The following is a 20,853-nucleotide window of genomic DNA, read 5'->3' as shown; positions in this document are numbered from 1 at the left end:
GTCATCGGCGTGCTGTGCGGGGACGCGCGAGAGCGCGCTGTTCTGGGAACGGGTCCGGCGGTCAGGCGGGCTCGACGCGCCAGGTCGTCGCGCCCGTGTACGACCACTTCTCGACGGTGAGCTCCGTGGCGGAGTCGCGGAGCTTCACCATCAGGGCGCCGATCTCCTTCGGCGAGAGCTCGACGTCCTCGGAGATGAACTTCCCTTTGAAGTACATCTCGCCGTCCTCGGCGCGCTCGAGCAGGTACCGCTTCAGCCGCTCTTCCTTGCTGAGGTCGTCGGTCGTGGTCGTGGAGGGGGTTGCAGTCGCGCTCATGGTACACTCCCTGCTTACCCCCGAAGGGTGTTATAAAGGTAAGACCGTTGGGGGGTGTTCAGCGGCTTTCATGGCGTTTCAGGCCGAGAGAAGAAACTAAAAGGTGTCAGACAGACCGTTCACAAACGTTTCAGAGCCCGCTAGACATTTTATAATCCTCAGAGAACAGTTCGATCCGGATCAGAGTTCGTCGGTCGGATACGGGGCCGCCGACGCAGCTAGCGACTCGTTAACGGCAACAATTGCGATAACCGGGCGCCCGAAGCGTTCGTCCGCGCGCGTCAGGCGGGCGCATTCCGGGCGGTCGTGGCGCGTCGTCGTGGCACCGCCGGCGCGTCGTCGCGGCACCATCGCGGCATCGTCGCCGGTCGCACCGCCGGCGCACCTACTCCCGCCGGTGGACCCAGAACTCCTCGGCCTCCGTGGCCTCCTTCTTGAATATCGGCACCTCGTCTTTCAGCCGGTCGATTCCGTCCTCGACGGTCCGGAACGCCTCCCGGCGGTGTCCCGCGAGGACGACGACGAACACGATGTCCTCGCCCGCCTCGATAACGCCCGTCCGGTGGTGCATCCGGACCTCGAACACCCCGTCGCGCTCCGCTAACTCGGTCGCGATGGCGTCCATCCGCTCCGCGGCGACCCCCTCGTACTTCTCGAACGCGAGATGGGTCGTCAGCTCGTCGCCCGGGGCGTCTCGCGCGCGGACGCGCCCGGTGAACGTCGCGACGGCTCCGGCGCGATCCGCGTTCGCGGACGCCTCCACGCGCCGGACGAGCGCCTCCCGGGTGATCCACGGCTCCGAGTCGGCCAGGTCCGCCACGAGTCGGTCCACGTCGACCTCGTCGGGCGCGGCGGCGGCGGTGACGACGGGTCCGGGAACGTCCGACCGCTCCGGGTCCGCGCCGAGCAGGACCGTCGGCACGCGCAGGCGAGACTCGCCGACAGCGACGAGGTAGTCGTGGTCCGGGGCGAGCCCGTCGAGGAGGTCGTCGAGCCCGCCGACGCGGCCGCGCCCCGTCCACGAGCCGTCCGCGCCGAGCGCGATCGTCGTGTGTGCGGCCGTCGCCGGCCCTCCGTCGTCACCGGATCCGCGCCGGTCGTCCGCGACACCCCCGTCGGTCGTCTCGGAGCCGATCGTCCGACCGGGGACGTCGCCGCCCTCGTCGTCGCCTCCCCCGCAGTCGACGACCGCCACTCGCCCGTCGAGCCGGTTCGCGAGCGACCCCGCGAGGTCGGTCGCTCCCGCGCCGACGATCGATATCGGTTGCATACCCGAGAGCGGGCTGCGAGCGGCTTAGGGGTTTCCCGGCGCAGCCGGACTCACCGCCCCCGTCCGAGCCGTGCCGGTCCCCGCCGGGGCGACCCGCCGTCGTCGCCGTCACCGCCTGTCCCGCTTGATAATCCTTAAGACCGCGACAGGGATATTCGACGGTAATGAGAGTCGTCGTTTCTATCGGTGGGAGCGTGCTCGCACCCGATCTGGACCCCGGCCGGGTGGCCGCGTACGCCGAGGCGATCGAGCGGCTGTCGACCGACGGCTGCGAGGTCGGCGTCGTCGTCGGCGGGGGCGGCGTCGCGCGCGAGTACATCGAGACGGCGCGCGACCTGGGCGCCAACGAGGTCGAGCTCGACCAGCTCGGTATCGGGACGACCCGGCTCAACGCCCGGCTGCTGATAGCCGCGCTCGACGGCAGCGCGAACCTCTCGCCGGCGACGGGATACGACGAGGCCGCCGCCGCCCTCCGCCGCGAGGAGGTCGCCGTGATGGGCGGGGTGACGCCAGGGCAGACCACCGACGCAGTCGCCGCCGCGTTCGCGGAGTCGGTCGACGCGGACCTGCTCGTGTACGCGACGAGCGCCGACGGCGTGTACGACGCCGACCCCAACGCCGACGACGACGCGACCCAGTTCGAGTCGATGTCGCCGGCGGAGCTCGTCGACGTCGTTCTCCCGATGAGCCGGAACGCGGGCGCGTCGGCGCCCGTCGACCTGCTCGCGGCCAAGCTGATCGACCGGGCGGGTATCCGGTCGATCGTTCTCGACGGTACCGACCCGAGCGCGGTCGTCGACGCCGTGCTCCGCGGCGAGCACACCGGCACCGACGTGGTCCCCGGCGGAAGCGACGAGCCGACCTACTGGACGGGGGCGAGCGACGCATGAGCGTCGACGACGCGGACGCCGACGGCGACGGCTCCCCGCCGGCCGACGACTCTCCGCACATCCTCTCGGAGCAGGCGCGGGAGGCGGACGGCGCCGCGGGAGCCGACGACGAGGGCGACGGCGAGCGGTTCCGGGCCTTCTGGGCCGACGTGGTCGCCGACGAAATCGAGGCGCGCAACCCCGACGAGCCGATCGTGATCAAGGGCGGCGTCTCCCCCTCCGGGGTCGCGCACCTCGGGAACTTCAACGAGATCATCCGGGGGTACTTCGTCGCGGAAGTCCTGCGCGACCGCGGCCATGAGGTCAGACAGGTGTTCACCTCCGACGACAAGGACCCGCTCCGCAAGCTCCCGCGGAAGCTGGCGAACGCCGACGGGGAGATCGTCGGGCTCGGCGAGGTGGACGCCGGCGCGCTCGGGCGGAACCTCGGCAAGCCGTACACCGCGATCCCGGACCCGTTCGGCGAGCGCGAGTCGTACGCCGCCCACTTCGCCGCCCTGCTGAAGACCGACGCCGACCGGCTGGAGATTCCGGTCGAGATGGTCTCGAACACGGAGCTGTACGCCGACGGCGCCTTCGACGACGCGACGCGAACCGTCCTCTCGGACCTCGACGGCGTCCGCGAGGTGCTCTCGGAGTATCAGGACAAGGTCGACGGCGAGTACGTCCCGTTCAACCCCGTGTGCGCCGAGTGCGGGAAGATCACGGAGACGGTGACGAGCGTCGACCTCGACGCCGAGACCGTCGAGTACGTCTGCACCGACATGGAGGTCGGCGACGAGGTCATCGAGGGGTGCGGCCACGAGGGGACCGCCACGTTCCACGAGGGCAAGCTCCCGTGGCGGCTGGAGTGGCCCGGCCAGTGGGAAGTGCTCGGCGTCGACTTCGAGCCGTTCGGGAAGGACCACGCGGAGGGGTCGTGGCCATCGGGCGTCGACGTGGCCCGGAACGTCTTCGGGATCGAGCCGCCGGTGCCGATGGTGTACGAGTGGTTCACCCTCAACGGCGAACCGCTCTCGTCGTCGGCCGGGAACATCGTCACCGTCCCCGAGCTGCTCGAACTGCTCGAACCCGCGGTGCTCCGGTACTTCTTCGCGCTCCACCCGAAGAAGGCACGCGACCTGGACATCGAGCGGCTCGACCAGCTCGTCGACCGCTTCGACCGGTTCGAGCGCGCGTACTTCGGCGAGGTCGACGACGAGGACCTGACCGCCTTCGCCGAGCGCGCGTACCCGTTCGTCGTCGGGCGCGCTGACGACCCGCCCGCGGAGAAGCCGGTGCGGCTCCCGTACACCTTCGCGGCCGTCCTCGGGATGGTCGACGACCCCGCGTTCCGCGAGCGGCTCGCCCGCGACGAGGGGCACATCCCCGTCGACGCCTCCGACGAGGCGGTCGAGGCGGCGCTGGCCCGCGTCGAGAAGGCGCGGAACTGGGCCGAACGCACCGGTAACGAGTACGACTACCGGCTCCAGACCGACCTGCCCGAGGCCGACTTCGACGACGCCGTCGCGGCCGCGCTCGACGACCTCGCCGACTTCGTCGCGGCCGGCCACGACGGCGAGGCGATCCAGTCGGAGATGTACGAGACGGCGCGCGCACACGACGTGGAAGTGAGCGACTTCTTCGCCGCCGGCTACCGGCTCTTCTTCGACGACACGCAGGGCCCGCGGCTCGGCGAGTTCCTCGGCGAACTGGAGCGGGAGTACGTCGTGGCGCGGCTCCGCCGGGAGGCGTAGATGCCAGAGGACCGCTCGCTCGACGAGTTCGGGAGGGCGACCGGCGACGCCGCGGACGCCGATTCCGGGAGGGCGACCGGCGACGCCCCGGACGCCGATTCCGAGGGCAGCGATTCCGCCGATACCGACGCCGCTGACACCGACGCCGCTGACACCGACGCTCCGACGCCCGCGACGTCGACGGCGACGTGGACCGCCAACGGCGCCGACTGCGAGCGGTGCGGCGAACGCGCCGAGCGCCGCTGGCTCGACGACGGCGACCGCGTCTGTCCAGAGTGTAAGGCGTGGTAATTCGAGTCAAGGTTTAAGTCGGGGCGGAGAGTGGTTGCTTACGGTGACAGTCACCTGAGGTTTAGTAAAATATAAATGAAATTAGAATCCGACTCCGTCTTCGGTCGCTCCCCGCGAGAGCTCGCGGTCGCGTACCTCTGCGTGGGAGCGTTTTTTGTCGTCGCGGTCGACCTCGCGGTCGCGTCGGCGGTCGGGTCGCTCCCGGAGTGGTCGCCGGTCGACGCCGTCGGCGGCTGGGTCGTCGTCCTCGCCTCGTCGCTGGTCGTCTACGGCGCGACGGCCTACCAGCGGCGCCGCGCGCTCACCGCCCAGAGCGAACTCGAGACGTCGAACCAGCAGCTGCAGGTGTTAAGCCGGGTGTTCCGGCACAACGTGCGGAACGACCTCAACGTCATTCAGGGGTACACGGACCTGCTCGCCGACCGGATCGACGACGAGCGGGGGCAGGAGTGCCTGGACACGATCCGGGAGACGACCGACGACGTGGTCGAGATCAGCGAGAAGCTGCGCGTCATCGAGGACGCGTCGCCGGCCCCGCCGAGCGGGCGGATCAACCTCGTCGACGCGGTCCGCGAGGCGGCCGCGGGCGTCGACCGCGCGGACGTCGCGCTCACCGTCGACGCGCCCGCCGAGGCGTGGGTCCGCGCGGACGAGTCGATCCAGTACCCGATCCGAGAGGTATTCGACAACGCCGTCACCCACAACGACGAGTCCGTGCGTCGGGTCGACGCCCGCGTCACGGAGAACGGGTCGACGGCCTGTCTGGAGGTCCGCGACAACGGACCGGGGATCCCCGACGACGAGCGGGCGGTGTTGCGCGCCGAGGAGGAGACGCCGCTGTCGCACGCGAGCAGCATCGGGTTGTGGCTCGTCAAGTGGATGTGCGAGACGCAGGGCGGAACGGTGGGATTCGAGACGACCGACGACGGAACGACGGTCCGGCTCCGGTTCGAGTCGGCCGACGGCCCGACAGCACCGGCGGAAGGCGTCGAGGACGAGGCGCAAAGCGGGTTCGGAACGGGGGACCCGGTGACGACAGGGGAGCGCGATCCGGGGCGCGACGCTAGTCGAGCTCCGTGATCGTCACCGCGTACACCGCGCCGCAGTTGCCGCATTCGACGTGGACCCCGCGGCTCGCTTCCCCGCGGGTGAACTCGGAGATCTCCTCCGAACACGAGCACTCGAACTGAACTTTCATTACTTGCGGTATGTCGTTCTAGTATTTAAAAGAATCCGTCCCGGAATCGCGATTGAAAATCGAGGCGCGGCAGCGGGAGCCGACCGCCCCCGACGGCGGTCAGTCGTCGTCGACGATCACTTCGACCGGTTCGTCGCTCGCGTCCGCCTCGTCGTCGGACGCGTCAACGGCCCCGGCCGACTGCGTCTGCTGGTAGTAGAGCCCGCCGGCGACGGCGAGGACGATCCACGACCGCCAGTTCGCGAGATTCAGCGTGTAGCCGATGCCAAACGGCTTCTCCACCAGCATTCCCTTGCCGGGCTGCCAGTACGACGAGAGCAGCCGGCCGAGGCTCGGCCGCTCGAAGTTGTACGGGATCCCGAGGATCTCTCCCGAAGACGGTTTGTCTGCCATACCGGTACATCACTCGCCGGGGATATAAAGCGTGGCGCCGCTCGGCGCCGCCTGAGAACCACCGGCGCCTCGGCCGGCTCCGGTCCGACGACTCACCGGTACCGCCCACGCCCCCGCACGTCGCGGAGCCGGTCGAGGACGTCGTCGTCGCCGACGGCCGCGTACCCGGCCTCGAACGCCTCGATCAGCGGCTCCGGGTCGGCCGCGGTCGCGCGGACCGACCCCTCGAACACGTGCAGGTCCATCGCGTGGTCCTCGACGTGGCCGGAGTGGTAGGCGAGCCCGAAGTCGATGAGTGCGGTTCGGTCGGCGGCGGTCTCCTCGCGCGCCTCGCTCTCGGGTGGTGTCGACCCCTCACCGGTCGTCTCCGACGCCACTCGCACGTTGCGCGTGGTCGGGTCGCCGTGAACGATCCCCGCGGCGTGGAGCCGGGCGAGGTGACGGCCCACCGACGCCGCGCGGCCGGTCCCCCCCTCGAGGGCCGCGGCGAGGTCGCGGTCGCCGACGTGCTGGAGTGTCAGCGTCGCGTTCGGCACGTCCGCGTCGTACACCAGCGGCGTCGGCACGCCCGCCCGGCGCGCCTCGCTCGTCAGCCGGGCCTCGGCGACGGTCCGGTCGCGCCTGAGCGTCCGGTCGAGCACCGGATGACGGTACGCCTTCGGGACGCGGCGCTTGATCACGCGACGGCCGGCGTCGGGGGCGCTCACCTCGTCGTCGCCGTCTCCGCGTCCGCCGCCTGCGAGGACTTCTACCGTCGCCTCGGCGCCCCGGCGGTCGGCGTCCGTCTCGTCGCCGCCCGCTCCGGCGGCACGACCGCGGACGACCGACTCGCCGCTCCGCCACGTCACGGGCACCTGATCCGGGCGGAAGTTCGGGTCGATCGCGGACTCCGGAATCGGGAGCGTGTCGCCCGCCGCCGCCATCTTCGCGCCCAACACGGCTATCATCCCGGCGTTGTCGCGGAGGAACCGCGGCTCCGGGGCGTGGAACTCCGCGCCGCGGGCCGCGCACATCGATCCGAGCATCTCGCGGAGGCGGTCGTTCTGCGCGACGCCGCCCCCCAACACGAGTTCGGCGGCGCCCGTCAACGAGAGGGCGCGCTCGGCGACCTCCGTCAGCATCGCGAACACGTGTTCTTGCAGGGAAAAGCAGATCTCCTCGACGGGGACCCCGTCGTCGGAGGCGTCGTTCGCCGCGGAGCTGATCCCGGAAAAGGAGAAGTCCATCCCCTTGACGACGTACGGGAGATCGAGGAGGTCGTCCGGGCCGTCGCTCCCCGCCGCGTACCGTCGCGCCGCAGCTTCGACCTTCGGCCCGCCGGGGTGGTCCCAGCCGACGTGGCGGGTGAACTTGTCGATCGCGTTGCCGACGCCGGCGTCCATCGTCTCCCCGAGCACGCGGTAGCGTCCGCCGTGGTACCCGAGCAGGTGGGCGTTCGCACCGGAGGCGTTCAGACACACCGGGTTCTCGAAACCGGACCGGTGGCGACCGATCTCTAAGTGCGCGACCATGTGGTTGACGCCGACGAGCGGCACGTCGAGCGCCCCCGCAAGGGATCGGGCGGCGGTGCCGACGATGCGGAGACACGGGCCGAGTCCCGGGCCCTTTGAGAAGGCGACCGCGTCGATCGCGTCGGGACCGTGTCGGTCCTCAGCCGCGGTGAGAACGGCGTCGACGACCTCCGGGATCGCCTCGGACATGTGCTCGGCGGCTTCTCGCGGGTGAATGCCGCCGCTGTCCGGCTCGTACGGGTTCGATTCGATGAGAACGGAGTCGGTCTCGGCGTCGTACAGGGCGGCACTCGCGCACCACGCGGTTCCCTCGATGCCGAGAACGCGCATTTAGCGGGCGTTAGGCTTCCTCGGCGTCAGCGTCGCCCTCGCCGCCGATCTTGTTGCGGTCGAGCATGTACTCCTGTTCGACGTCGAGCGCGTCCTCCGCGCTGTCGTACACCTTCGCGTAGCCGACCGTCTTGCGCATGCCGAACTTCGTGTCCAGCTCGTGGACGACGACCTCCTCGGAGGCCTTGTCGAGCTTGGCCGCGAGCGAGTCGCGGACCGAGAGACGGGAGGGCGTCGCCTCCTCGTGAGTCGTCTCGAATCGGATGTCCGTGCGGTGCAACATCGGGTTCTCCTCCTCGGAGATGATATCGACGTCCATGGTTCAGTTAGGCGTATATCCCCTCGAAAGCTGTAAAAGGATTTCGAAGCGGGGGTGAGGCCGGAATCGCTCCCCTCACGCCCGTGATCCGAGACGACCCGGCCCGCCAGCCGTCCACCGGAGACACGGTTTAGTTCGACCGAGACGAACCCTCACGGGATGCCCGAGAACACGGAGCCGTTCGTCGACCCCGGTGAGCGGACTCGGTACGACCTCCTGCGGTCGAAACACGTCATCGTCCCGCTCTCCGTCGGGACCAAGCTCCGCTGGTGCGGTGTCATCGGGCTGTCGGCGGCGCTCGTCGGCCCGATAGCGGCGACGCTCCCGGCGCCCGTCCGAGAGGCGTACTTCGTCGGGGACCCGGCGACGACCCGCCTCGGCGCCGCGGCGGCCGTGCTCATCGGTGTCGGGGCCCTGGCGATCGCGAGCATCGGGCTCACCGTCGTCGCGCTGTACGTCGAACGACACCCCGACCCGCCCGAGTCGCGGGTGTGGACGCTGATCGCCGCGGAGGACGCGTCCTCGGGGTTCGGGTTCGTCACCGGGACGCTGGGAATCGCCTCGGGCGGCGTCCTCCTCGCGAGCGGCCACTGGGGAACGAACGCGGTCGGGCGGCTGGTAGCCCTCGGGATCGAGCCGTACCTCGTCGCCGAATCGATCCCCGCCACGCCGCGGGTCACCGCGATCACCGCGCTGGCCGTCGGCCTCGGGGCGCTTGCGTCGAGCGCGCACGCCGAACGCACGTAGCGCGGATCGGCTCCAAAATCTCAGGGGTCGGCCGTCTTCGGCTACCGACCGTCCTCGGGGGCGGCCCCGAGCGCCTCGTACGCCGCCTCGACGTCGCCGTCGAGCGCCTCGAAGAGCTCTCGCGCCTCCGCTCGGGATTCCGGCGTGACCGCGACGCGGACCATCCCCTCGCCGGGCTGACCGTAGACGACGCTGGCGCCGTCGGGCGCGGCGAGGATCGCCGGCAGGGCGGCCAGATCCTCCTCGCCGGTCACCTCGATGATGACCGGGTCGGCGTCGGAGAGCGCCTCCCCGAGCGCCTCGAGCAGCTCCACCGACAGCGACGCAGCGGGGTTCTCCACGGCGATTCGTCGGTCGTCAGCGGCCGCGAGCGCTGACTCGATCGCGGGGTCGACCGCCTCGCGCTCGGTCTTTCCGTCTACCAGCGCGACGTCGGGAACGCGGCCCGCCTCTCGCAGGTGGTACGTGACCACGTCCCCAACCGCGATGACGGAGGCGTCGGGCGCGATCCGCTCGCCGCGGGTCTCCGCCGCGGCCGCGAGCAGCTCGTCGGCGTCGGTCGTCACCGGGCCGAGCGGTTCCTTGAACGCGTCGCGCAGGGAGTCGGGAAGCGTGAGCATGTGGTAAAGTGGTGGTCGAAACCGGGGCCGTCACCGGAAAACGGCGTCTTATCGGACCTTCAGCGCGTACGAGCCGGCCTTCGTGACGTTCATCTCCTCGGCGATCTGGCTCTCCTCGGGCTGAGTGATGATGACGTAGCCCGCCCAGTCCTCGGTGAGCGACGACGACCCGCAGTGTTCGCAGGTCTGTGAGTCGGGGTCGTTGACGTGGTGGCACTCACGACACGCCAGGCGGTCCTCGGCCATCAGTCGGCCTCCTCACCGGTCTGCTCGCGGTGTTGTCGCTGGCCCTCCAGCCACTCGTGTTTCCCGAGCCCGGGCTGTTTCGCGGTGAGCCCGATCTTCGAGTCGCGGGGGTTGCGCTCGTCGATGCTCTTGGTCACCACGCGCACCCGAACGGCGTCGTCGACGCCGAGGGTCTTGTCGGAGTCCGAGGAGGCGAGCTGCTGGTTCGCCCCGTCGAACGTGAGGTACTCGTCGGTGATCTGCGAGACGTGCAGCAGACCGTCGACCGGGCCGATCCCGACGAAGGCGCCGAACTCGACCGTCTCGACGACCGTGCCGTCGGCGACCTCCTGCATGTCGGGGTCGTAGGTCAGCGCGTCGAACTCCGCCTCGTAGTAGACGCCGGGGCGGTTGTGCAACACCGCGCCGTCGCCGATGTCGTGGACCTCGATGACGCTCACGACGCTGCCCACGTCCTCGTCCATTCGTCCTTCCAGTTTGTCCTGCAGCAGGGCTTTCACCCGCTCGTCGGTGACGTCCGCCAGGTGTTTCGGCGGTACCTCGACCGTATCCTTGAGTCGAACTCGTTTGTACATATTCGTTGGTTGTCCGCGTCCGCTAGGGTTCCGTTATCGCCAGTGTGTTCCGACCCCTTAAACCGATTACTGGTGCGCCCGCCTCCAGCACCCGATTCGCCAGCGGTCGATCGTTGGTGACGACGCCGTCGACCCGGCCCTCGGTGACCAGTTCGACGAGCGCGTCGTCGGCGTACGATTCGTCCGTCTCGGCCTCCTCCGCCCGCGTCGCGAGGTCCGCGCCCACGCTCGCCGCGGTCGCCTCCGCGCCGTTCCCGCCCTGCAGCCGGTCTAACTCCGACACGACCGCGGTCGGGACCACGGCCTCGTAGCCCCCGAGGAGCCGGTCGAGCTCTTCGAACAGCCGCAGGTTCGCCTCGACCGGCGCCATCAGCGCGCTCGCGTCGAGCGCGACGACCGGCGCGCCGCCGGGGCCGTCTCCGGTGAGCGCCTCGGGACGGGCGTCGTCGGCATCGGTGCCGCCGCCACTGCGGTCGGCGTCCGATCCGTCCGGGCGGGCGGTGTCGGTCACGCTACGACAGCGTCCCGACGCCGATGAGCCGCCAGCGCGCGCCGACGCGCCGGTTGATCGCGATCTGTGCGCCCTCCTCGGCGCACACCGGTCGCTTGAGGCTCACCTCGCACTCGCCGTCGCGCGCGCTCGTCACCGCGCCGACCGTCGTCGCGGTGCCGACCGTGAGCATCAGCGGCTCGCCGGTGTTGATCTCCTCGATGTCGCTCTCGCCGCTCTCGTCGTCCTCCTTCCCGACGACGCGGTCGAGGAGGTCGACCTGCATCTCGAACTCGTTGCGCGTCGGGGGGAGCGTCCCGGGCTCGCCGGCGACCTGCCCCGCGAGCGCGTCGCCCTTCGTCAGGCTCGGGTCGAGTCCGGTCCCGACGCCGAGCAGCCCGCCCGGTCGGGCGGACTCGACGTCGTTGCTGCCGGCCTGCAGCGAGCGCACCGTGGTTTCGAGGGGGCGCCACTCGGTCTGGCCCTCCTCCTCGACCTCGCGGCCGGGTCGGATCTCCAGCCCGTCGCCGACGGACAGCTCGCCGCTGACCAGCGAGCCGCCCACGACGCCGCCCTTGAGCTCCGCCGCGTTCGCGCCCGGGCGATTGATGTCGAACGAGCGGGCCGCGTACATGCGGGCGCTCTCGCCGGGATCGCGGTCGGGGGTCGGGATCTCGGTCTCGATCGCGTCGATGAGGAGGTCCATGTTGACCTCCTGCTGCGCGGAGACGGGGACGATCGGCGCGTCCTCCGCGACGGTGCCCTCGACGAACTCCTGGATCTGCCGGTAGTTGTCGACGGCGCGGTCGCGGTCGACCAGGTCGACCTTGTTCTGCGCGATGACGATGTTCTCGATCCCGATGAGGTCGAGCGCCATCAGGTGCTCTTCCGTCTGCGCCTGGGGGACGTCCTCGGTCGCGCTCACGACCAGCACGGCCCCGTCCATGATCGAGGCGCCGGAGAGCATCGTCGCCATCAGCGTCTCGTGGCCCGGCGCGTCGACGAACGAGACCGTCCGGATCGGCTCGCTCTCGGAGCCGTCCTCGCACTCCTCGTCGACGGTGTAACACTCGGGCGCGTCGACGCCGGGACAGCGCCGGAACGTCGCGTCCGCGTACCCCAGCCGGATCGAGATACCGCGTTTCATTTCCTCGCTGTGCTGGTCGGTCCACGAGCCGGACAACGCCTGCACGAGCGTCGTCTTCCCGTGGTCGACGTGACCGACGAGACCGATGTTCACCTCCGGTTGTGTGTTGGCTTCAGTCACTGTTGGACCTCCTAACGGAGTAGTCTTACCGGAAATTCGCCCCGTGCGAGTGATAAAGTTGCTGTTATAGTGGCGAGAGACCCCCGCGGCCGAAACGGCGACAACCCCTAGCGTCGCCGTCGAAGGCGAGCCGAGACGCCTCCGGTTCGACGCCGATTTATGGCCCACGGCCGTACAACGCGCCACAATGGGATACGCGTGTCCGGTGTGCGAGACGCCGCAGCGCGACGGCGAACACCTCGCGCACCACCTCGCGTTCACGGCGATGCTACACGGCGGCGACCACGAGACGTGGCTCGACGACCGCGTACCGGACTGGAGCGACCGGGAGCCCGCGGGGCTCGCGGCCGAGGTGACGCCCCACGCCGAGGACGCCGAATACCACGAGGTGTTCGAGGACACCGTCGACCGCGGGCGCCCGGACGTCGATCTCGGCGCGCACGACGGCGTCGGCTCGAGCGGTCACGACCACCCAGGTCACGGACACGCCGGTCACGAGCACGCTGCGGGCGACGGTCCGGGCGCGGTCGACGCTGCCGGCGACGCCGATCCGGAGGTGGCCGAGGCGATCCGCGAGGCCCGCGAGATGGCGCGGGAGGCGGGCGACGACGAGGGCGGCGAGAGCGACTCGACCGCCGGCGACGACTCGTCTGCGTAACGGAACGCCCTTTTTAGTCGACGGCGAACAGGCGGGTATGCACACCAGAGGGACGTTCGCTCCGGAGACGCGCGCCGACGCGCTCGAACGCTACGAGGAGGTCGGGCCGGTCGCACAGGTCGTCGTCCGCGAGGCGACGAAGGCGATGTCGTTCGGCGCCGACGAGTACGACGAGCGAGTCACGCCCGAGGTGATCCGGACGGCGCGTGACGCGACGTTCGCCGAGCTGCTCGCCGTCCACGTGGGCGAGGAGAGCGAGTTCGACGAGTGGCTCGCCGGAAGCGAGTTCGACGAGGACGACGTGGTTCGGATCGGCTCCGACAACGTGGACAACGTCGTGTGGCACCCGATCCCCTTCGCCGACACTGTGATCGCGGCGACGTATCAAGAGGAGCCGGACGCGGCCGCCAGCACCCTCCGTCGGAACGCGTTCGGACGGGTGTACCGCGAGGAGTTCTACGAGTCCGGTCGGTAGCGAGGCCGGTTGCGAGACGGCTCCGTCGAAGTGGGTCACGGGGTATAAGTGTCTCATCGCTGCCGCCGATCTGCAACAGCCGCTCTCGGAGTCGATCGAGACGCCTGCAGTGGGCCGCTATTTCGACCAAAAAGGGATTTTCGGGCTACGACCGGAGGTCCGGCTCCCGTGGGGTCGGCGACGTTTACTCGAGCGTGCCCTGCGTGACGAGGGTGTCGTCCTCGAGGTAGTGCTCGATGTGGTGGCCGTGCTCCTCGACGTCTTCGAGGATGTCGCGGAGCTGCTCTTCGGTGTTGTAGTCGCCGAGGTTGTTGGCGAGCTGGATGTGCTCGCGGAGCTGCTCGGTGATGTCGCCGAAGATCGCCAGGTCGTTCTCCAGCGAGGTGCGGATGTCGTAGGCGTCGGCGTCCTCGGGGCTCACGGGCGCGTGCTCCTCGTAGTTCGCGCCGCCCGAGAGGGGCACGCCACCGATCGCCTGCGCGCGCTCGGCGATCATGTCGGCACCCTCTTCCAGGTCGGCCGCGACCTCGCCGAGGTACTCGTGGATGTCGTGGAACTCGGCGCCCTCGACGAGCCAGTGGTGCTTTTTCACCTGGTGGTAGAGGACGTAGGTGGCCGCGAGGTCGCTGTTGAGCGCGTCGACGAGCTGTTCGGCCTTCTCTTCGGGAATGCGGAGCGCTTCGCTCTCGTGGACGTCGCCGTAGCGTTGACGAGCCTCTTTCTGGGTGCTCATGTCTGTATGAACGTACGCGCGCGACCCACTTAATAGTTTTCACAGAATGAATCAGATTTTTAGATATAGAAAATTATTTTTCAGTGTTTGACACAGCGCCGACAAGTTCGCGCTGATCGGCGAGCACGCCTCGGTCCAGCGTCACCGTCAGGTCTCGCTCGCCGCGGCCGAGTTCGGCTGCGACTCGACCGTCCGGTCGGGCGGCGATCACGACGCGTTCCGCCCCGCCCGAGAAGGGAAACGTCTTAATGGACTACGCGCGCAGTTCGTGGTGTATGAGCAACGGCGACGACGACCCGGCCGACGCCTCCGAGGGGGCCGACGCCGCGGACGACGCGGAGGAGGCGGGCGGCGCCGGCGAGTCGACGGACGCGGCCGCCGCGCCGACGCTTCCCGACGAAGCGACCGAGGAGTCCCTGAACGAGTACCTCGACGAGATCGCGGAGCGCCTCGACGGCGCCGAGACCGAGGCGGACCTCGACGACATCGAGGCCCTCCTCGACGACGCCGAAGCGGGGCTCGACGAGGCCGATCTCCCCGAGCCGGACGAGGACGACGAGGACGCCGACGACCCGCGCGGCGACCTCGAAGGCCGGATCTCGGAGCTCCGCGACGGCGTCGAGGAGGCCCGTGGCCCCTACGCCGACGACGTGGTCGACGCGATCGAGGCGGCGGCGTCGACGCTCGAAGACACCGAGTGGACCGCCGCCGGTCGCGACGACGCCGCGGACGCGGTGGTCGCGTTCGTCGACGCGGCCGCGGACGCCGTCGACGACGAGGTCGACGCGGGCGACATCGGCCCGGACACCGTCGAGACGGACCCGGCCAGCGCGGGCGACGAGGCTGCCGACGAGGACCGGGGCGACGGCGACCGGATCGACGACCTCGTCGAGGCGCTCGACGCCGTGGCTGAGGCGGTCGCGGACGCCGACCTCGACCCCGACGACGACGCCGAAACGATCGCGGCCCTGCTCGACGCGACCGACGATCTCGAAGCGGGGCTCGACGAGGCCGAGGAGTGGGACGACCTCGAAACGCACGAGCAGCTCCGCGCGCAGGGGTACTACGACGTGCTCGGCCACTACAAGGACTTCCCGGTCGAGTGGGCCGCGCTGAAGGAGCACGAGGCGCGCGGCAACGTCGACATGATCCTGCTGGCGCTCGACTCGCTGCAGTCCGACTTCATGGAGCGCCACTGTCTCGAAGCGTTCGAGCGCATGGGGAAACGCGGGAAGACCGAGGCGTCGGTCGAGAAGATGCTCGGCCGCGCCGAGAAGCGCGACCAGCCGGCCATCCGTATTCTCGGCAAGATGGCCGCCGACGAGGCGACGGAGACGCTCGTCGAGTACGTCCCAGAGGGGTCGAACCCGCAGCTCCAGAAGACCGTGTTCAAGGCCCTCGGCGAGATCGGCGCCGCGGAGGCGGTCCAGCCGCTCGCGAACCAGTTAGACCCCGAGGGCGACACCGAGGAGCTCGTGCGCCCCCACGCCGCCCGCGCGCTCGGGCTCATCGGGGACACTCGCGCGGTCGATCCTCTCGCCGACGCGCTCGCAGAGGACGACTCGGATGACGTCCGCGCGGCCGCCGGCTGGGCGCTCCGCCAGATCGGCACGCGCGAGGCGCTCGAAGCGGTCGCCGAGTACGGCGACGAGCACTCCTTCATCGTCTCCACCGAGGCCGAAAAGGCCGAGCGCGCGCTCGACGAGGCGTCGGCGACCGCCTGAAGCGCAGACCACTCGAGGTCCCGGCCGCCGTTCGACCGACCGTTCTTATCCGATGCCGCGGGCAGATCGCCCGTGTCGCCCGATTCGTCCCGTCCCGCGAGCGAGTCGACCGCGAGCGTCACCGCCGTCGCACTCGCGTTGCTCCTGCTGACGGCCGCCGTGCCGGTCGCGGCCGGCACCGGAACCGACGCCGCGGTCGCTGAAACCGATCCGAGAGGCGTCGTTGCGCAGGCGGACGACGCACCGGAGAACCGGACGCTCGTGGCGATGCAGCCGCGGATCGTCGAGCTGTTTCCGAACCCGACGGCGGCGGAGAACCGCGGCGAGTACCTCGTCGTCCGGCTCCCCGAGCGCGGGAACTGGTCGCTCTCCGACGGCTACCACGAGGCGGCGGTCCCGGCGAACGCGAGCGGCGTCGTCGCGCTCTCGATGGACCCCGCGAACACGACGCCGCTGCTCGACGACGAGACCGCGATCGCCGGCAGCGGCGGCGTTGGCGAACCGGAACTCCGCGCGCTCGACGGCTACTTCCCCCTCGCCGCGTCCGGCGACCGGATCGAGCTTCGCCGAAACGGGACGGCGGTCGCCGTGGTCGACTACGACCGCGCGCCCGAGGGTCATCGGTGGCGCGCGGACTGGGGCGAGTGGCGACCGCGGGGGTACGACGCGCGGGCCGTGGCCAGGACCGAGAACGCAACCGTGAGGCCGTTCGTGCTGCCGGACAGTCCGAGGATGCCGATCGAGCCGCTGCGTGGCGCCGACGATCGCCTGTTTCTGGCCGGCTACACGCTCGGATCGGAGCGCGTCGCCGACCTCCTCGTGGCGGCCGCCGACCGCGGCGTCGACGTGCGGGTCCTCCTCGAGGGGTCGCCGGTCGGCGGGTTCTCCGCGCACAGCGCGCGGCTCCTCGACAGGATCGCGGCCGCCGGCGTCGAGGTCCGCGTGCTCGACCGCGACCCCGAGCGGTTCCGCTTCCACCACGCGAAGTACGCGGTGGCCGACGACCGCGCGGTCGTCCTCACGGAGAACTGGAAGCCGTCCGGCACCGGCGGTCAGACCAACCGCGGCTGGGGCGTCGTCACCGGGGAGCCCGGGTCTTCGGCCACGGATGAGACGACTGGCAGCGAGCCGGCCGCGGACGACCTCGCCGCCCTGTTCAGAGAAGACGCCGCGGCGTCCGACGCCCGGACGTGGTCGTCATTCCGGAACGACACCGAGTTCCACGAGTCGGGGACAGCGAACGAGTCGTATCCGACGCGGTTCGAGCCGCCGGCGGCGGCGACGGCGGACGTCGAGCTCCTGACCACCCCGGGAAACGCGGCCGACAGACTGGTCGAGCACATCGACGCCGCCGACGAGCGCGTGCTGGCCGTGGTCCCGCGGACCGGCGGAGCGGACAACCGGATCGTCCGCGCGCTTCGGCGAGCGGCCGACCGCGGCGTCGACGTCCACCTCCTGGTCTCCGGCGCGTGGTACGACCGAGAGACGAACCGCGCGCTCGTCGACGAGCTCGACGGGGAGCCGATAGAGGTGGCCGTCTCGCAGCCGCGCGGCCGGTTCGGGAAGGTCCACGCGAAGGGGCTCGTGGTCGACGACACCGCCGTCGTCGGGAGCCTCAACTGGAACGAGGGCGCGGCGACGGAGAACAGAGAGGTGCTGCTCGCGATCGAGGACCGATCGGTTGCCGACTTTTACGCCCGCGCGTACGCGGCGGACTGGCGCGGCGGCGGAGTCCACCTGCCGGTCGGCCTGCTCGGCGGGTTGGCGGTCGCCGTCGCGGGTGCCGGCGCAGTCGCGCGGCGGGAGGTCGCGTTCGCGTAGCGGCGTTTAAAAGTCGACCGGTGAGACAGGCTCAGTCGTCGATCGCGACCGTCGACGAGAGCGCCTCGTCGATCTCCGCTTCGGCCATCTTCTCGACGAGCGTCTCGATGACCGCGCTCCGGCGACCCTTCACGAACTTGATCGAGCCGACGACGAGGTGACCGCCGCCCGAGACGCCCGCTTCGGGAAGCTCCTCGTTCAGCTCGGTCACCATGTTCGGGATGTCAAGCCGGACGCCGTCGGACCGGAGCACGCAGAAGTCGGGACCGTAGCCGATGGTGATGACGGGGTCCCCGGTCTCCTGCACGCGGGTGTCGTGGAGCTCGCCGGTCGTCTTCCCGGGCGCGGGGTAGGTGAACCGGTGGGCGTACTCGTCGAGGTCGATGCGGTAGAGGTGCGCGCCGGAGGCGAGCCGCTCGTGTTCGACGTGGTCGTCGACGGCGTCGAGCTGGCGCTGCACGTCGCGGTCGGCCCGCTCGGAGAGGAACTCGACCAGTTCCTTGTGGCGGACCTCGTCCTCGCAACCCACGTTGAGGGCGTCGTTGACGAGTGTCTTGCCCTCCGAGTAACGCAGCCAGTGGGCGGCGTAGTCGAGCGCCTCGCCGATGTCGAGCAGGTCGGACTTGTCGTAGCCGGCGCCCTCGGCGAGAGCGATGTAGTCGTCCATCGTCTCCGCCTTCGAGCGGTCAGAGAGCCCGGCGACGGCCGGGACGTGTTCGAGTTCCTCGGTGATCGACGGGTCGATCAGGCGAGCCAGCTCGACGCACATCATCCCCGTCGTGACCCGGTAATCCTCGTCGTGGAGGTACGGGTTCACGTGGGCGTCGAGGAGCGGCTCGACCGCCTCGGGGTCCGGGTGGTGGTGGTCGACGGCCGCGATGGGGATGTCGTAGTGGGCGAGGTTCTCGTAGGCGGGCACGTCCTCCTCGGTCGAGCCGTTGTCGAGCATCAGGAGGAAGGGGAGCTTCTGCCCGTGGCGGGCGCGGCCCTCCAATGCGAAGTTCAGGTCCCGGGTCACGTCCTCCATCTCGTAGTACGGCGCCTTGCTCGGGAGCCGCTTGAACAGGTGCCGGGCCGCGTCCGGGTCCTCGTGCACGTCGCGGACGAAGTTCTCCAGGGCGAGCTGCACGGGGATCGCGGCGCACATGCCGTCGCCGTCGGCGTGGTGCCGGACGCGGATCGGGCGGCCGGAGAGCACGGTGCGCCGGAGCAGCCGCGCGAGCTCGCGGAGGTCGTCGTGGATCGGCTCGAACGCCTCCCACTCGACGAGGGGGTCGAGGTCGGCGGGCTCGGCGCGCTCGTCGAGGGCCGCCTCGAAGCGCTCGCGGGCCGCGGTCGCCCGCGCTTCGGGGAGCCGCTTCAGCGAGTCGACCTCCAGCTGGAGGGCGTTCTCGCGGGTCTCGATCGTCCCGCTGACGTGGACCATGTCGCCGACCGCGACCTCGGGGTACGCTCGGACGCCGGCCTCCTCGAAGGCGGCACACGAGACGACGCCGGAGGCGTCTGCGACGGCGAAGATCGTCGGGCCGCCCGTCTGTTTCGCCTGCACGACCTCACCCTCCACGGTGACCTCGTCTCCGGGCGCGAGCCCGCGGACGCGGGAGACGGCGGGTTCGTGCGCGACGGTTTCGGTGCGGTAGTCGTCGAGGTCGACGTCGTCGAACGCCACGTCGCCGTTCTCCTTCACCTCGGTCAGCCGGACGATCAGCCGGTCGCCGACGGCGTAGGCGTCGTCGAGATTCGACTCGTGGACGAGTCCGCTCACGGCGTCCGAGACGTCGACGAAGATCCCGTAATCGACGACGCCGTTGACTTCGGCGTGGTACAGCGCGTCGACTTCGGCGTCTTCGAGGGTGCAGTCCGGTGCCAGGTCGTAGACGGTCGGCCGGTCGTCGACCGCCCCCTCCGCCGCGTCGGCGTCGGGTTCGGGGCTCGAATCGCCCCGCGTGCCGGAATCCCCGGCGGTGTTCTCGCTCATAGACAGTCATCGGGAACGACCGGTGTTAAGCCTGTTCTCTCGCGTCTCCGGCGCCGTCGAGGCGTGCTGCGCCGGTCGCGGCCCGGAGAAGTACGGCCACGGTCGCCGCGCGATTACGGTCGTGTGCTGAACAGGCCGACGGCGTCGGCCCCGCGGTCCGGAATCCATATGGGGCGACGGCCCCTCCCCTCTCGTATGCGACTGTTCCGCTCGGACGAGCTCCTCGGGATCGCCCGGGAGACCATGGAGTTCGTCCTCGAGGCGAGCGAGGAGAGCCACCCCAACGAGTACATGGGGTTCCTCCGCGCGGACGACGCCCGGAAGCTCGACCTCGATCGGGACGGACAGGTGATCACCGACGTGCTCGTCATCCCGGGCACGGAGTCGAACCCGACGAGCGCCAGCGTTCGCACGCACATGAAGCCGAACGACATGCGTGCGGTCGGGTCGGTCCACTCCCACCCGAACGGCGTGCTCCGGCCGAGCGACGCCGACCTCGCGACGTTCGGCCAGGGACGAGTTCACATCATCGCCGGCGCTCCCTACGGGTGGGGCGACTGGAAGGCGTTCGACAACGAGGGGACCCAGACCACCCTCGACGTGCTCGACGTGGCGGTTCCCGACGAGCACTTCTTCGATTTCACGCAGGAGGATATCGACCGCGAGATCGGCGAAGACCGGCGCGACGACGGCGGGTTCCTCTCGTGGTTCCGATGACCCGGGTCGTCGCGCAGGGGACCTTCGACCTGCTTCACCCCGGCCACGTTCACTACCTGGAAGACGCGGCGGCGCACGGCGACGAGCTTCACGCCATCGTCGCCCGCCGCACCAACGTCACGCACAAGCCGGCGCCGATCCTCTGCGCGGAGCAGCGCCGCGACATGGTCGCGGCGCTCGCCGCGGTCGACGAGGCGCACCTCGGCCACCCGGAGGACGTGTTCGTCCCCATCGAGCGGCTCGATCCCGACGTGATCGTGTTGGGGTTCGATCAGCACCACGACGAGGCCGACATCGCCGACGCGCTCGCGGAGCGTGACATCGACTGTCGGGTCGAGCGCGCCTCGGCCCGCGACCCCCGGTACGAGGACGAGCTCCTCTCCAGCGGAGATATCGTCGAGCGGGTCCTGGAACGCCGCGGAACCGACGGCGGGGACGTCGACCGCGACCGCCGCGACGAGACGGGAGAGCGACCGCAGTAGCGGGAGAGCCGCGATCGATGCGGCGAAGCGCGGAACCTATATGGATCGGTACCTAACAGCGTCTAA

24 protein-coding genes are annotated in these 20,853 nt (G+C 70.1%); 11 read left to right on the top strand and 13 right to left on the bottom strand.

The genetic code is table 11. The features are described from left to right. Positions 1-61: 61 nt before the first annotated feature. On the bottom strand, positions 62-316 hold the full coding sequence (locus C468_RS03670) for a DUF7123 family protein (protein ID WP_008847528.1): 255 nt from the start codon (positions 314-316) through the stop codon (positions 62-64). Positions 317-701: 385 nt separating this feature from the next. Continuing rightward, the gene (locus tag C468_RS03665) at positions 702-1,586 is read right to left on the bottom strand and encodes a molybdopterin synthase (protein ID WP_008847527.1); all 885 of its coding nucleotides are present in this window, start codon (positions 1,584-1,586) and stop codon (positions 702-704) included. A 164-nt stretch (positions 1,587-1,750) separates the two neighbouring features. Between C468_RS03665 and pyrH the strand changes: the two genes are divergently transcribed. The 4 genes from pyrH (at position 1,751) to C468_RS03645 (ending at position 5,583) form a co-directional block, all read left to right on the top strand. Then, a complete protein-coding gene (gene pyrH / locus C468_RS03660) occupies positions 1,751-2,476 on the top strand; it encodes a UMP kinase (RefSeq protein ID WP_008847526.1) in 726 nt (241 codons plus the stop codon). Beyond that, the gene (gene lysS, locus C468_RS03655; RefSeq protein WP_008847525.1) at positions 2,473-4,212 is read left to right on the top strand and encodes a lysine--tRNA ligase; all 1,740 of its coding nucleotides are present in this window, start codon (positions 2,473-2,475) and stop codon (positions 4,210-4,212) included. The genes pyrH and lysS overlap by 4 nt, the downstream gene beginning before the upstream one ends. After that, a complete protein-coding gene (locus C468_RS03650; RefSeq protein ID WP_008847524.1) occupies positions 4,213-4,503 on the top strand; it encodes a DUF7573 domain-containing protein in 291 nt (96 codons plus the stop codon). It begins immediately after the preceding gene. Positions 4,504-4,578: 75 nt separating this feature from the next. After that, complete coding sequence (locus C468_RS03645) at positions 4,579-5,583, top strand: sensor histidine kinase (protein ID WP_008847523.1); 1,005 nt, start codon at positions 4,579-4,581, stop codon at positions 5,581-5,583. Here the strand turns inward: C468_RS03645 and C468_RS19080 are convergent. The 4 genes from C468_RS19080 to C468_RS03630 all read right to left on the bottom strand — a co-directional run bounded on the left by C468_RS19080 (position 5,567) and on the right by C468_RS03630 (position 8,254). Continuing rightward, a complete protein-coding gene (locus C468_RS19080) occupies positions 5,567-5,701 on the bottom strand; it encodes a hypothetical protein (RefSeq protein ID WP_008847522.1) in 135 nt (44 codons plus the stop codon). The two genes, C468_RS03645 and C468_RS19080, sit on opposite strands and share 17 nt — an antisense overlap. A gap of 99 nt (positions 5,702-5,800) precedes the next feature. Continuing rightward, positions 5,801-6,094 (bottom strand): DUF5808 domain-containing protein, encoded by a 294-nt coding sequence (locus C468_RS03640; protein WP_008847521.1) that lies wholly within the window; start codon positions 6,092-6,094, stop codon positions 5,801-5,803. Positions 6,095-6,186: 92 nt separating this feature from the next. Next, positions 6,187-7,935 (bottom strand): bifunctional N(6)-L-threonylcarbamoyladenine synthase/serine/threonine protein kinase, encoded by a 1,749-nt coding sequence (locus C468_RS03635; RefSeq protein ID WP_008847520.1) that lies wholly within the window; start codon positions 7,933-7,935, stop codon positions 6,187-6,189. Between the two features lie 10 nt (positions 7,936-7,945). Beyond that, complete coding sequence (locus C468_RS03630) at positions 7,946-8,254, bottom strand: 30S ribosomal protein S24e (protein WP_008847519.1); 309 nt, start codon at positions 8,252-8,254, stop codon at positions 7,946-7,948. A 159-nt stretch (positions 8,255-8,413) separates the two neighbouring features. Here C468_RS03630 and C468_RS03625 point away from each other — a divergent pair, with 159 nt between their 5' ends. After that, positions 8,414-9,001: a hypothetical protein gene (locus C468_RS03625; RefSeq protein ID WP_008847518.1), complete on the top strand. Its 588-nt coding sequence runs from the start codon at positions 8,414-8,416 to the stop codon at positions 8,999-9,001. A 41-nt stretch (positions 9,002-9,042) separates the two neighbouring features. On the opposite strand, the gene C468_RS03620 is transcribed toward C468_RS03625, so the two are convergent. The 5 genes from C468_RS03620 to C468_RS03600 are packed head-to-tail and all read right to left on the bottom strand — an operon-like array spanning position 9,043 to position 12,199. After that, positions 9,043-9,621, bottom strand: coding sequence for a GTP-dependent dephospho-CoA kinase family protein (locus C468_RS03620; protein ID WP_008847517.1), 579 nt, complete (start codon positions 9,619-9,621; stop codon positions 9,043-9,045). Positions 9,622-9,669: 48 nt separating this feature from the next. Next, the gene (gene spt4, locus C468_RS03615; RefSeq protein ID WP_008007804.1) at positions 9,670-9,867 is read right to left on the bottom strand and encodes a transcription elongation factor subunit Spt4; all 198 of its coding nucleotides are present in this window, start codon (positions 9,865-9,867) and stop codon (positions 9,670-9,672) included. Next, complete coding sequence (locus C468_RS03610) at positions 9,867-10,442, bottom strand: DNA-directed RNA polymerase (protein ID WP_008007806.1); 576 nt, start codon at positions 10,440-10,442, stop codon at positions 9,867-9,869. The genes spt4 and C468_RS03610 overlap by 1 nt, the downstream gene beginning before the upstream one ends. A gap of 22 nt (positions 10,443-10,464) precedes the next feature. Then, positions 10,465-10,953 carry a PIN domain-containing protein gene (locus C468_RS03605; protein WP_008847516.1) on the bottom strand — a complete coding sequence of 163 codons (489 nt, stop codon included), beginning with the start codon at positions 10,951-10,953 and terminating at the stop codon, positions 10,465-10,467. Position 10,954: 1 nt separating this feature from the next. Further along, complete coding sequence (locus C468_RS03600; RefSeq protein ID WP_008847515.1) at positions 10,955-12,199, bottom strand: translation initiation factor IF-2 subunit gamma; 1,245 nt, start codon at positions 12,197-12,199, stop codon at positions 10,955-10,957. Positions 12,200-12,386: 187 nt separating this feature from the next. Here C468_RS03600 and C468_RS03595 point away from each other — a divergent pair, with 187 nt between their 5' ends. Together C468_RS03595 and C468_RS03590 are read left to right on the top strand one after the other, a co-directional pair. Further along, complete coding sequence (locus tag C468_RS03595; protein ID WP_008847514.1) at positions 12,387-12,857, top strand: DUF5810 domain-containing protein; 471 nt, start codon at positions 12,387-12,389, stop codon at positions 12,855-12,857. Positions 12,858-12,894: 37 nt separating this feature from the next. Continuing rightward, a complete protein-coding gene (locus tag C468_RS03590) occupies positions 12,895-13,332 on the top strand; it encodes a DUF5809 family protein (RefSeq protein ID WP_008847513.1) in 438 nt (145 codons plus the stop codon). A 184-nt stretch (positions 13,333-13,516) separates the two neighbouring features. Here C468_RS03590 and dpsA read toward each other — a convergent pair whose 3' ends face one another. After that, positions 13,517-14,065, bottom strand: coding sequence for a DNA starvation/stationary phase protection protein DpsA (dpsA, locus tag C468_RS03585; protein WP_008847512.1), 549 nt, complete (start codon positions 14,063-14,065; stop codon positions 13,517-13,519). A 275-nt stretch (positions 14,066-14,340) separates the two neighbouring features. On the opposite strand from dpsA, the gene C468_RS03580 reads away from it, so the two are divergent. Together C468_RS03580 and C468_RS03575 are read left to right on the top strand one after the other, a co-directional pair. Beyond that, a complete protein-coding gene (locus C468_RS03580; RefSeq protein WP_049911969.1) occupies positions 14,341-15,789 on the top strand; it encodes a HEAT repeat domain-containing protein in 1,449 nt (482 codons plus the stop codon). A 72-nt stretch (positions 15,790-15,861) separates the two neighbouring features. Further along, entirely contained in the window at positions 15,862-17,610 is a 1,749-nt protein-coding gene (locus C468_RS03575) for a phospholipase D-like domain-containing protein (RefSeq protein WP_008847509.1), read from the top strand. 31 nt (positions 17,611-17,641) lie between these two features. On the opposite strand, the gene C468_RS03570 is transcribed toward C468_RS03575, so the two are convergent. Further along, positions 17,642-19,588 carry a DHH family phosphoesterase gene (locus tag C468_RS03570; RefSeq protein ID WP_008847508.1) on the bottom strand — a complete coding sequence of 649 codons (1,947 nt, stop codon included), beginning with the start codon at positions 19,586-19,588 and terminating at the stop codon, positions 17,642-17,644. A gap of 195 nt (positions 19,589-19,783) precedes the next feature. Between C468_RS03570 and C468_RS03565 the strand changes: the two genes are divergently transcribed. Together C468_RS03565 and C468_RS03560 are read left to right on the top strand one after the other, a co-directional pair. Next, entirely contained in the window at positions 19,784-20,305 is a 522-nt protein-coding gene (locus C468_RS03565; RefSeq protein WP_008847507.1) for a Mov34/MPN/PAD-1 family protein, read from the top strand. Further along, entirely contained in the window at positions 20,302-20,787 is a 486-nt protein-coding gene (locus C468_RS03560) for an adenylyltransferase/cytidyltransferase family protein (protein ID WP_008847506.1), read from the top strand. The genes C468_RS03565 and C468_RS03560 overlap by 4 nt, the downstream gene beginning before the upstream one ends. Positions 20,788-20,853 lie beyond the last annotated feature (66 nt).

The sequence above is a fragment of the Halorubrum kocurii JCM 14978 genome, from assembly GCF_000337355.1.
GTDB lineage: Archaea > Halobacteriota > Halobacteria > Halobacteriales > Haloferacaceae > Halorubrum > Halorubrum kocurii.
Note: the sequence above shows the minus strand (reverse complement) of the source record. Positions and strands in the feature narration are given on the sequence as shown.

Bases quoted from the DNA above. Each gene is read 5' to 3' on its own strand.
- spt4 (WP_008007804.1), bottom strand. From the start codon at position 9,867: ATGGCCGAGGACCGCCTGGCGTGTCGTGAGTGCCACCACGTCAACGAC.
- C468_RS03580 (WP_049911969.1), top strand. From the start codon at position 14,341: ATGAGCAACGGCGACGACGACCCGGCCGACGCCTCCGAGGGGGCCGAC.
- C468_RS03610 (WP_008007806.1), bottom strand. From the start codon at position 10,442: ATGTACAAACGAGTTCGACTCAAGGATACGGTCGAGGTACCGCCGAAA.
- C468_RS03595 (WP_008847514.1), top strand. From the start codon at position 12,387: ATGGGATACGCGTGTCCGGTGTGCGAGACGCCGCAGCGCGACGGCGAA.
- C468_RS03565 (WP_008847507.1), top strand. From the start codon at position 19,784: ATGCGACTGTTCCGCTCGGACGAGCTCCTCGGGATCGCCCGGGAGACC.
- C468_RS03630 (WP_008847519.1), bottom strand. From the start codon at position 8,254: ATGGACGTCGATATCATCTCCGAGGAGGAGAACCCGATGTTGCACCGC.
- lysS (WP_008847525.1), top strand. From the start codon at position 2,473: ATGAGCGTCGACGACGCGGACGCCGACGGCGACGGCTCCCCGCCGGCC.
- C468_RS03645 (WP_008847523.1), top strand. From the start codon at position 4,579: ATGAAATTAGAATCCGACTCCGTCTTCGGTCGCTCCCCGCGAGAGCTC.
- pyrH (WP_008847526.1), top strand. From the start codon at position 1,751: ATGAGAGTCGTCGTTTCTATCGGTGGGAGCGTGCTCGCACCCGATCTG.
- dpsA (WP_008847512.1), bottom strand. From the start codon at position 14,065: ATGAGCACCCAGAAAGAGGCTCGTCAACGCTACGGCGACGTCCACGAG.
- C468_RS03625 (WP_008847518.1), top strand. From the start codon at position 8,414: ATGCCCGAGAACACGGAGCCGTTCGTCGACCCCGGTGAGCGGACTCGG.
- C468_RS03665 (WP_008847527.1), bottom strand. From the start codon at position 1,586: ATGCAACCGATATCGATCGTCGGCGCGGGAGCGACCGACCTCGCGGGG.
- C468_RS03650 (WP_008847524.1), top strand. From the start codon at position 4,213: ATGCCAGAGGACCGCTCGCTCGACGAGTTCGGGAGGGCGACCGGCGAC.
- C468_RS03560 (WP_008847506.1), top strand. From the start codon at position 20,302: ATGACCCGGGTCGTCGCGCAGGGGACCTTCGACCTGCTTCACCCCGGC.
- C468_RS03640 (WP_008847521.1), bottom strand. From the start codon at position 6,094: ATGGCAGACAAACCGTCTTCGGGAGAGATCCTCGGGATCCCGTACAAC.
- C468_RS03635 (WP_008847520.1), bottom strand. From the start codon at position 7,935: ATGCGCGTTCTCGGCATCGAGGGAACCGCGTGGTGCGCGAGTGCCGCC.
- C468_RS19080 (WP_008847522.1), bottom strand. From the start codon at position 5,701: ATGAAAGTTCAGTTCGAGTGCTCGTGTTCGGAGGAGATCTCCGAGTTC.
- C468_RS03670 (WP_008847528.1), bottom strand. From the start codon at position 316: ATGAGCGCGACTGCAACCCCCTCCACGACCACGACCGACGACCTCAGC.
- C468_RS03570 (WP_008847508.1), bottom strand. From the start codon at position 19,588: ATGAGCGAGAACACCGCCGGGGATTCCGGCACGCGGGGCGATTCGAGC.
- C468_RS03620 (WP_008847517.1), bottom strand. From the start codon at position 9,621: ATGCTCACGCTTCCCGACTCCCTGCGCGACGCGTTCAAGGAACCGCTC.
- C468_RS03590 (WP_008847513.1), top strand. From the start codon at position 12,895: ATGCACACCAGAGGGACGTTCGCTCCGGAGACGCGCGCCGACGCGCTC.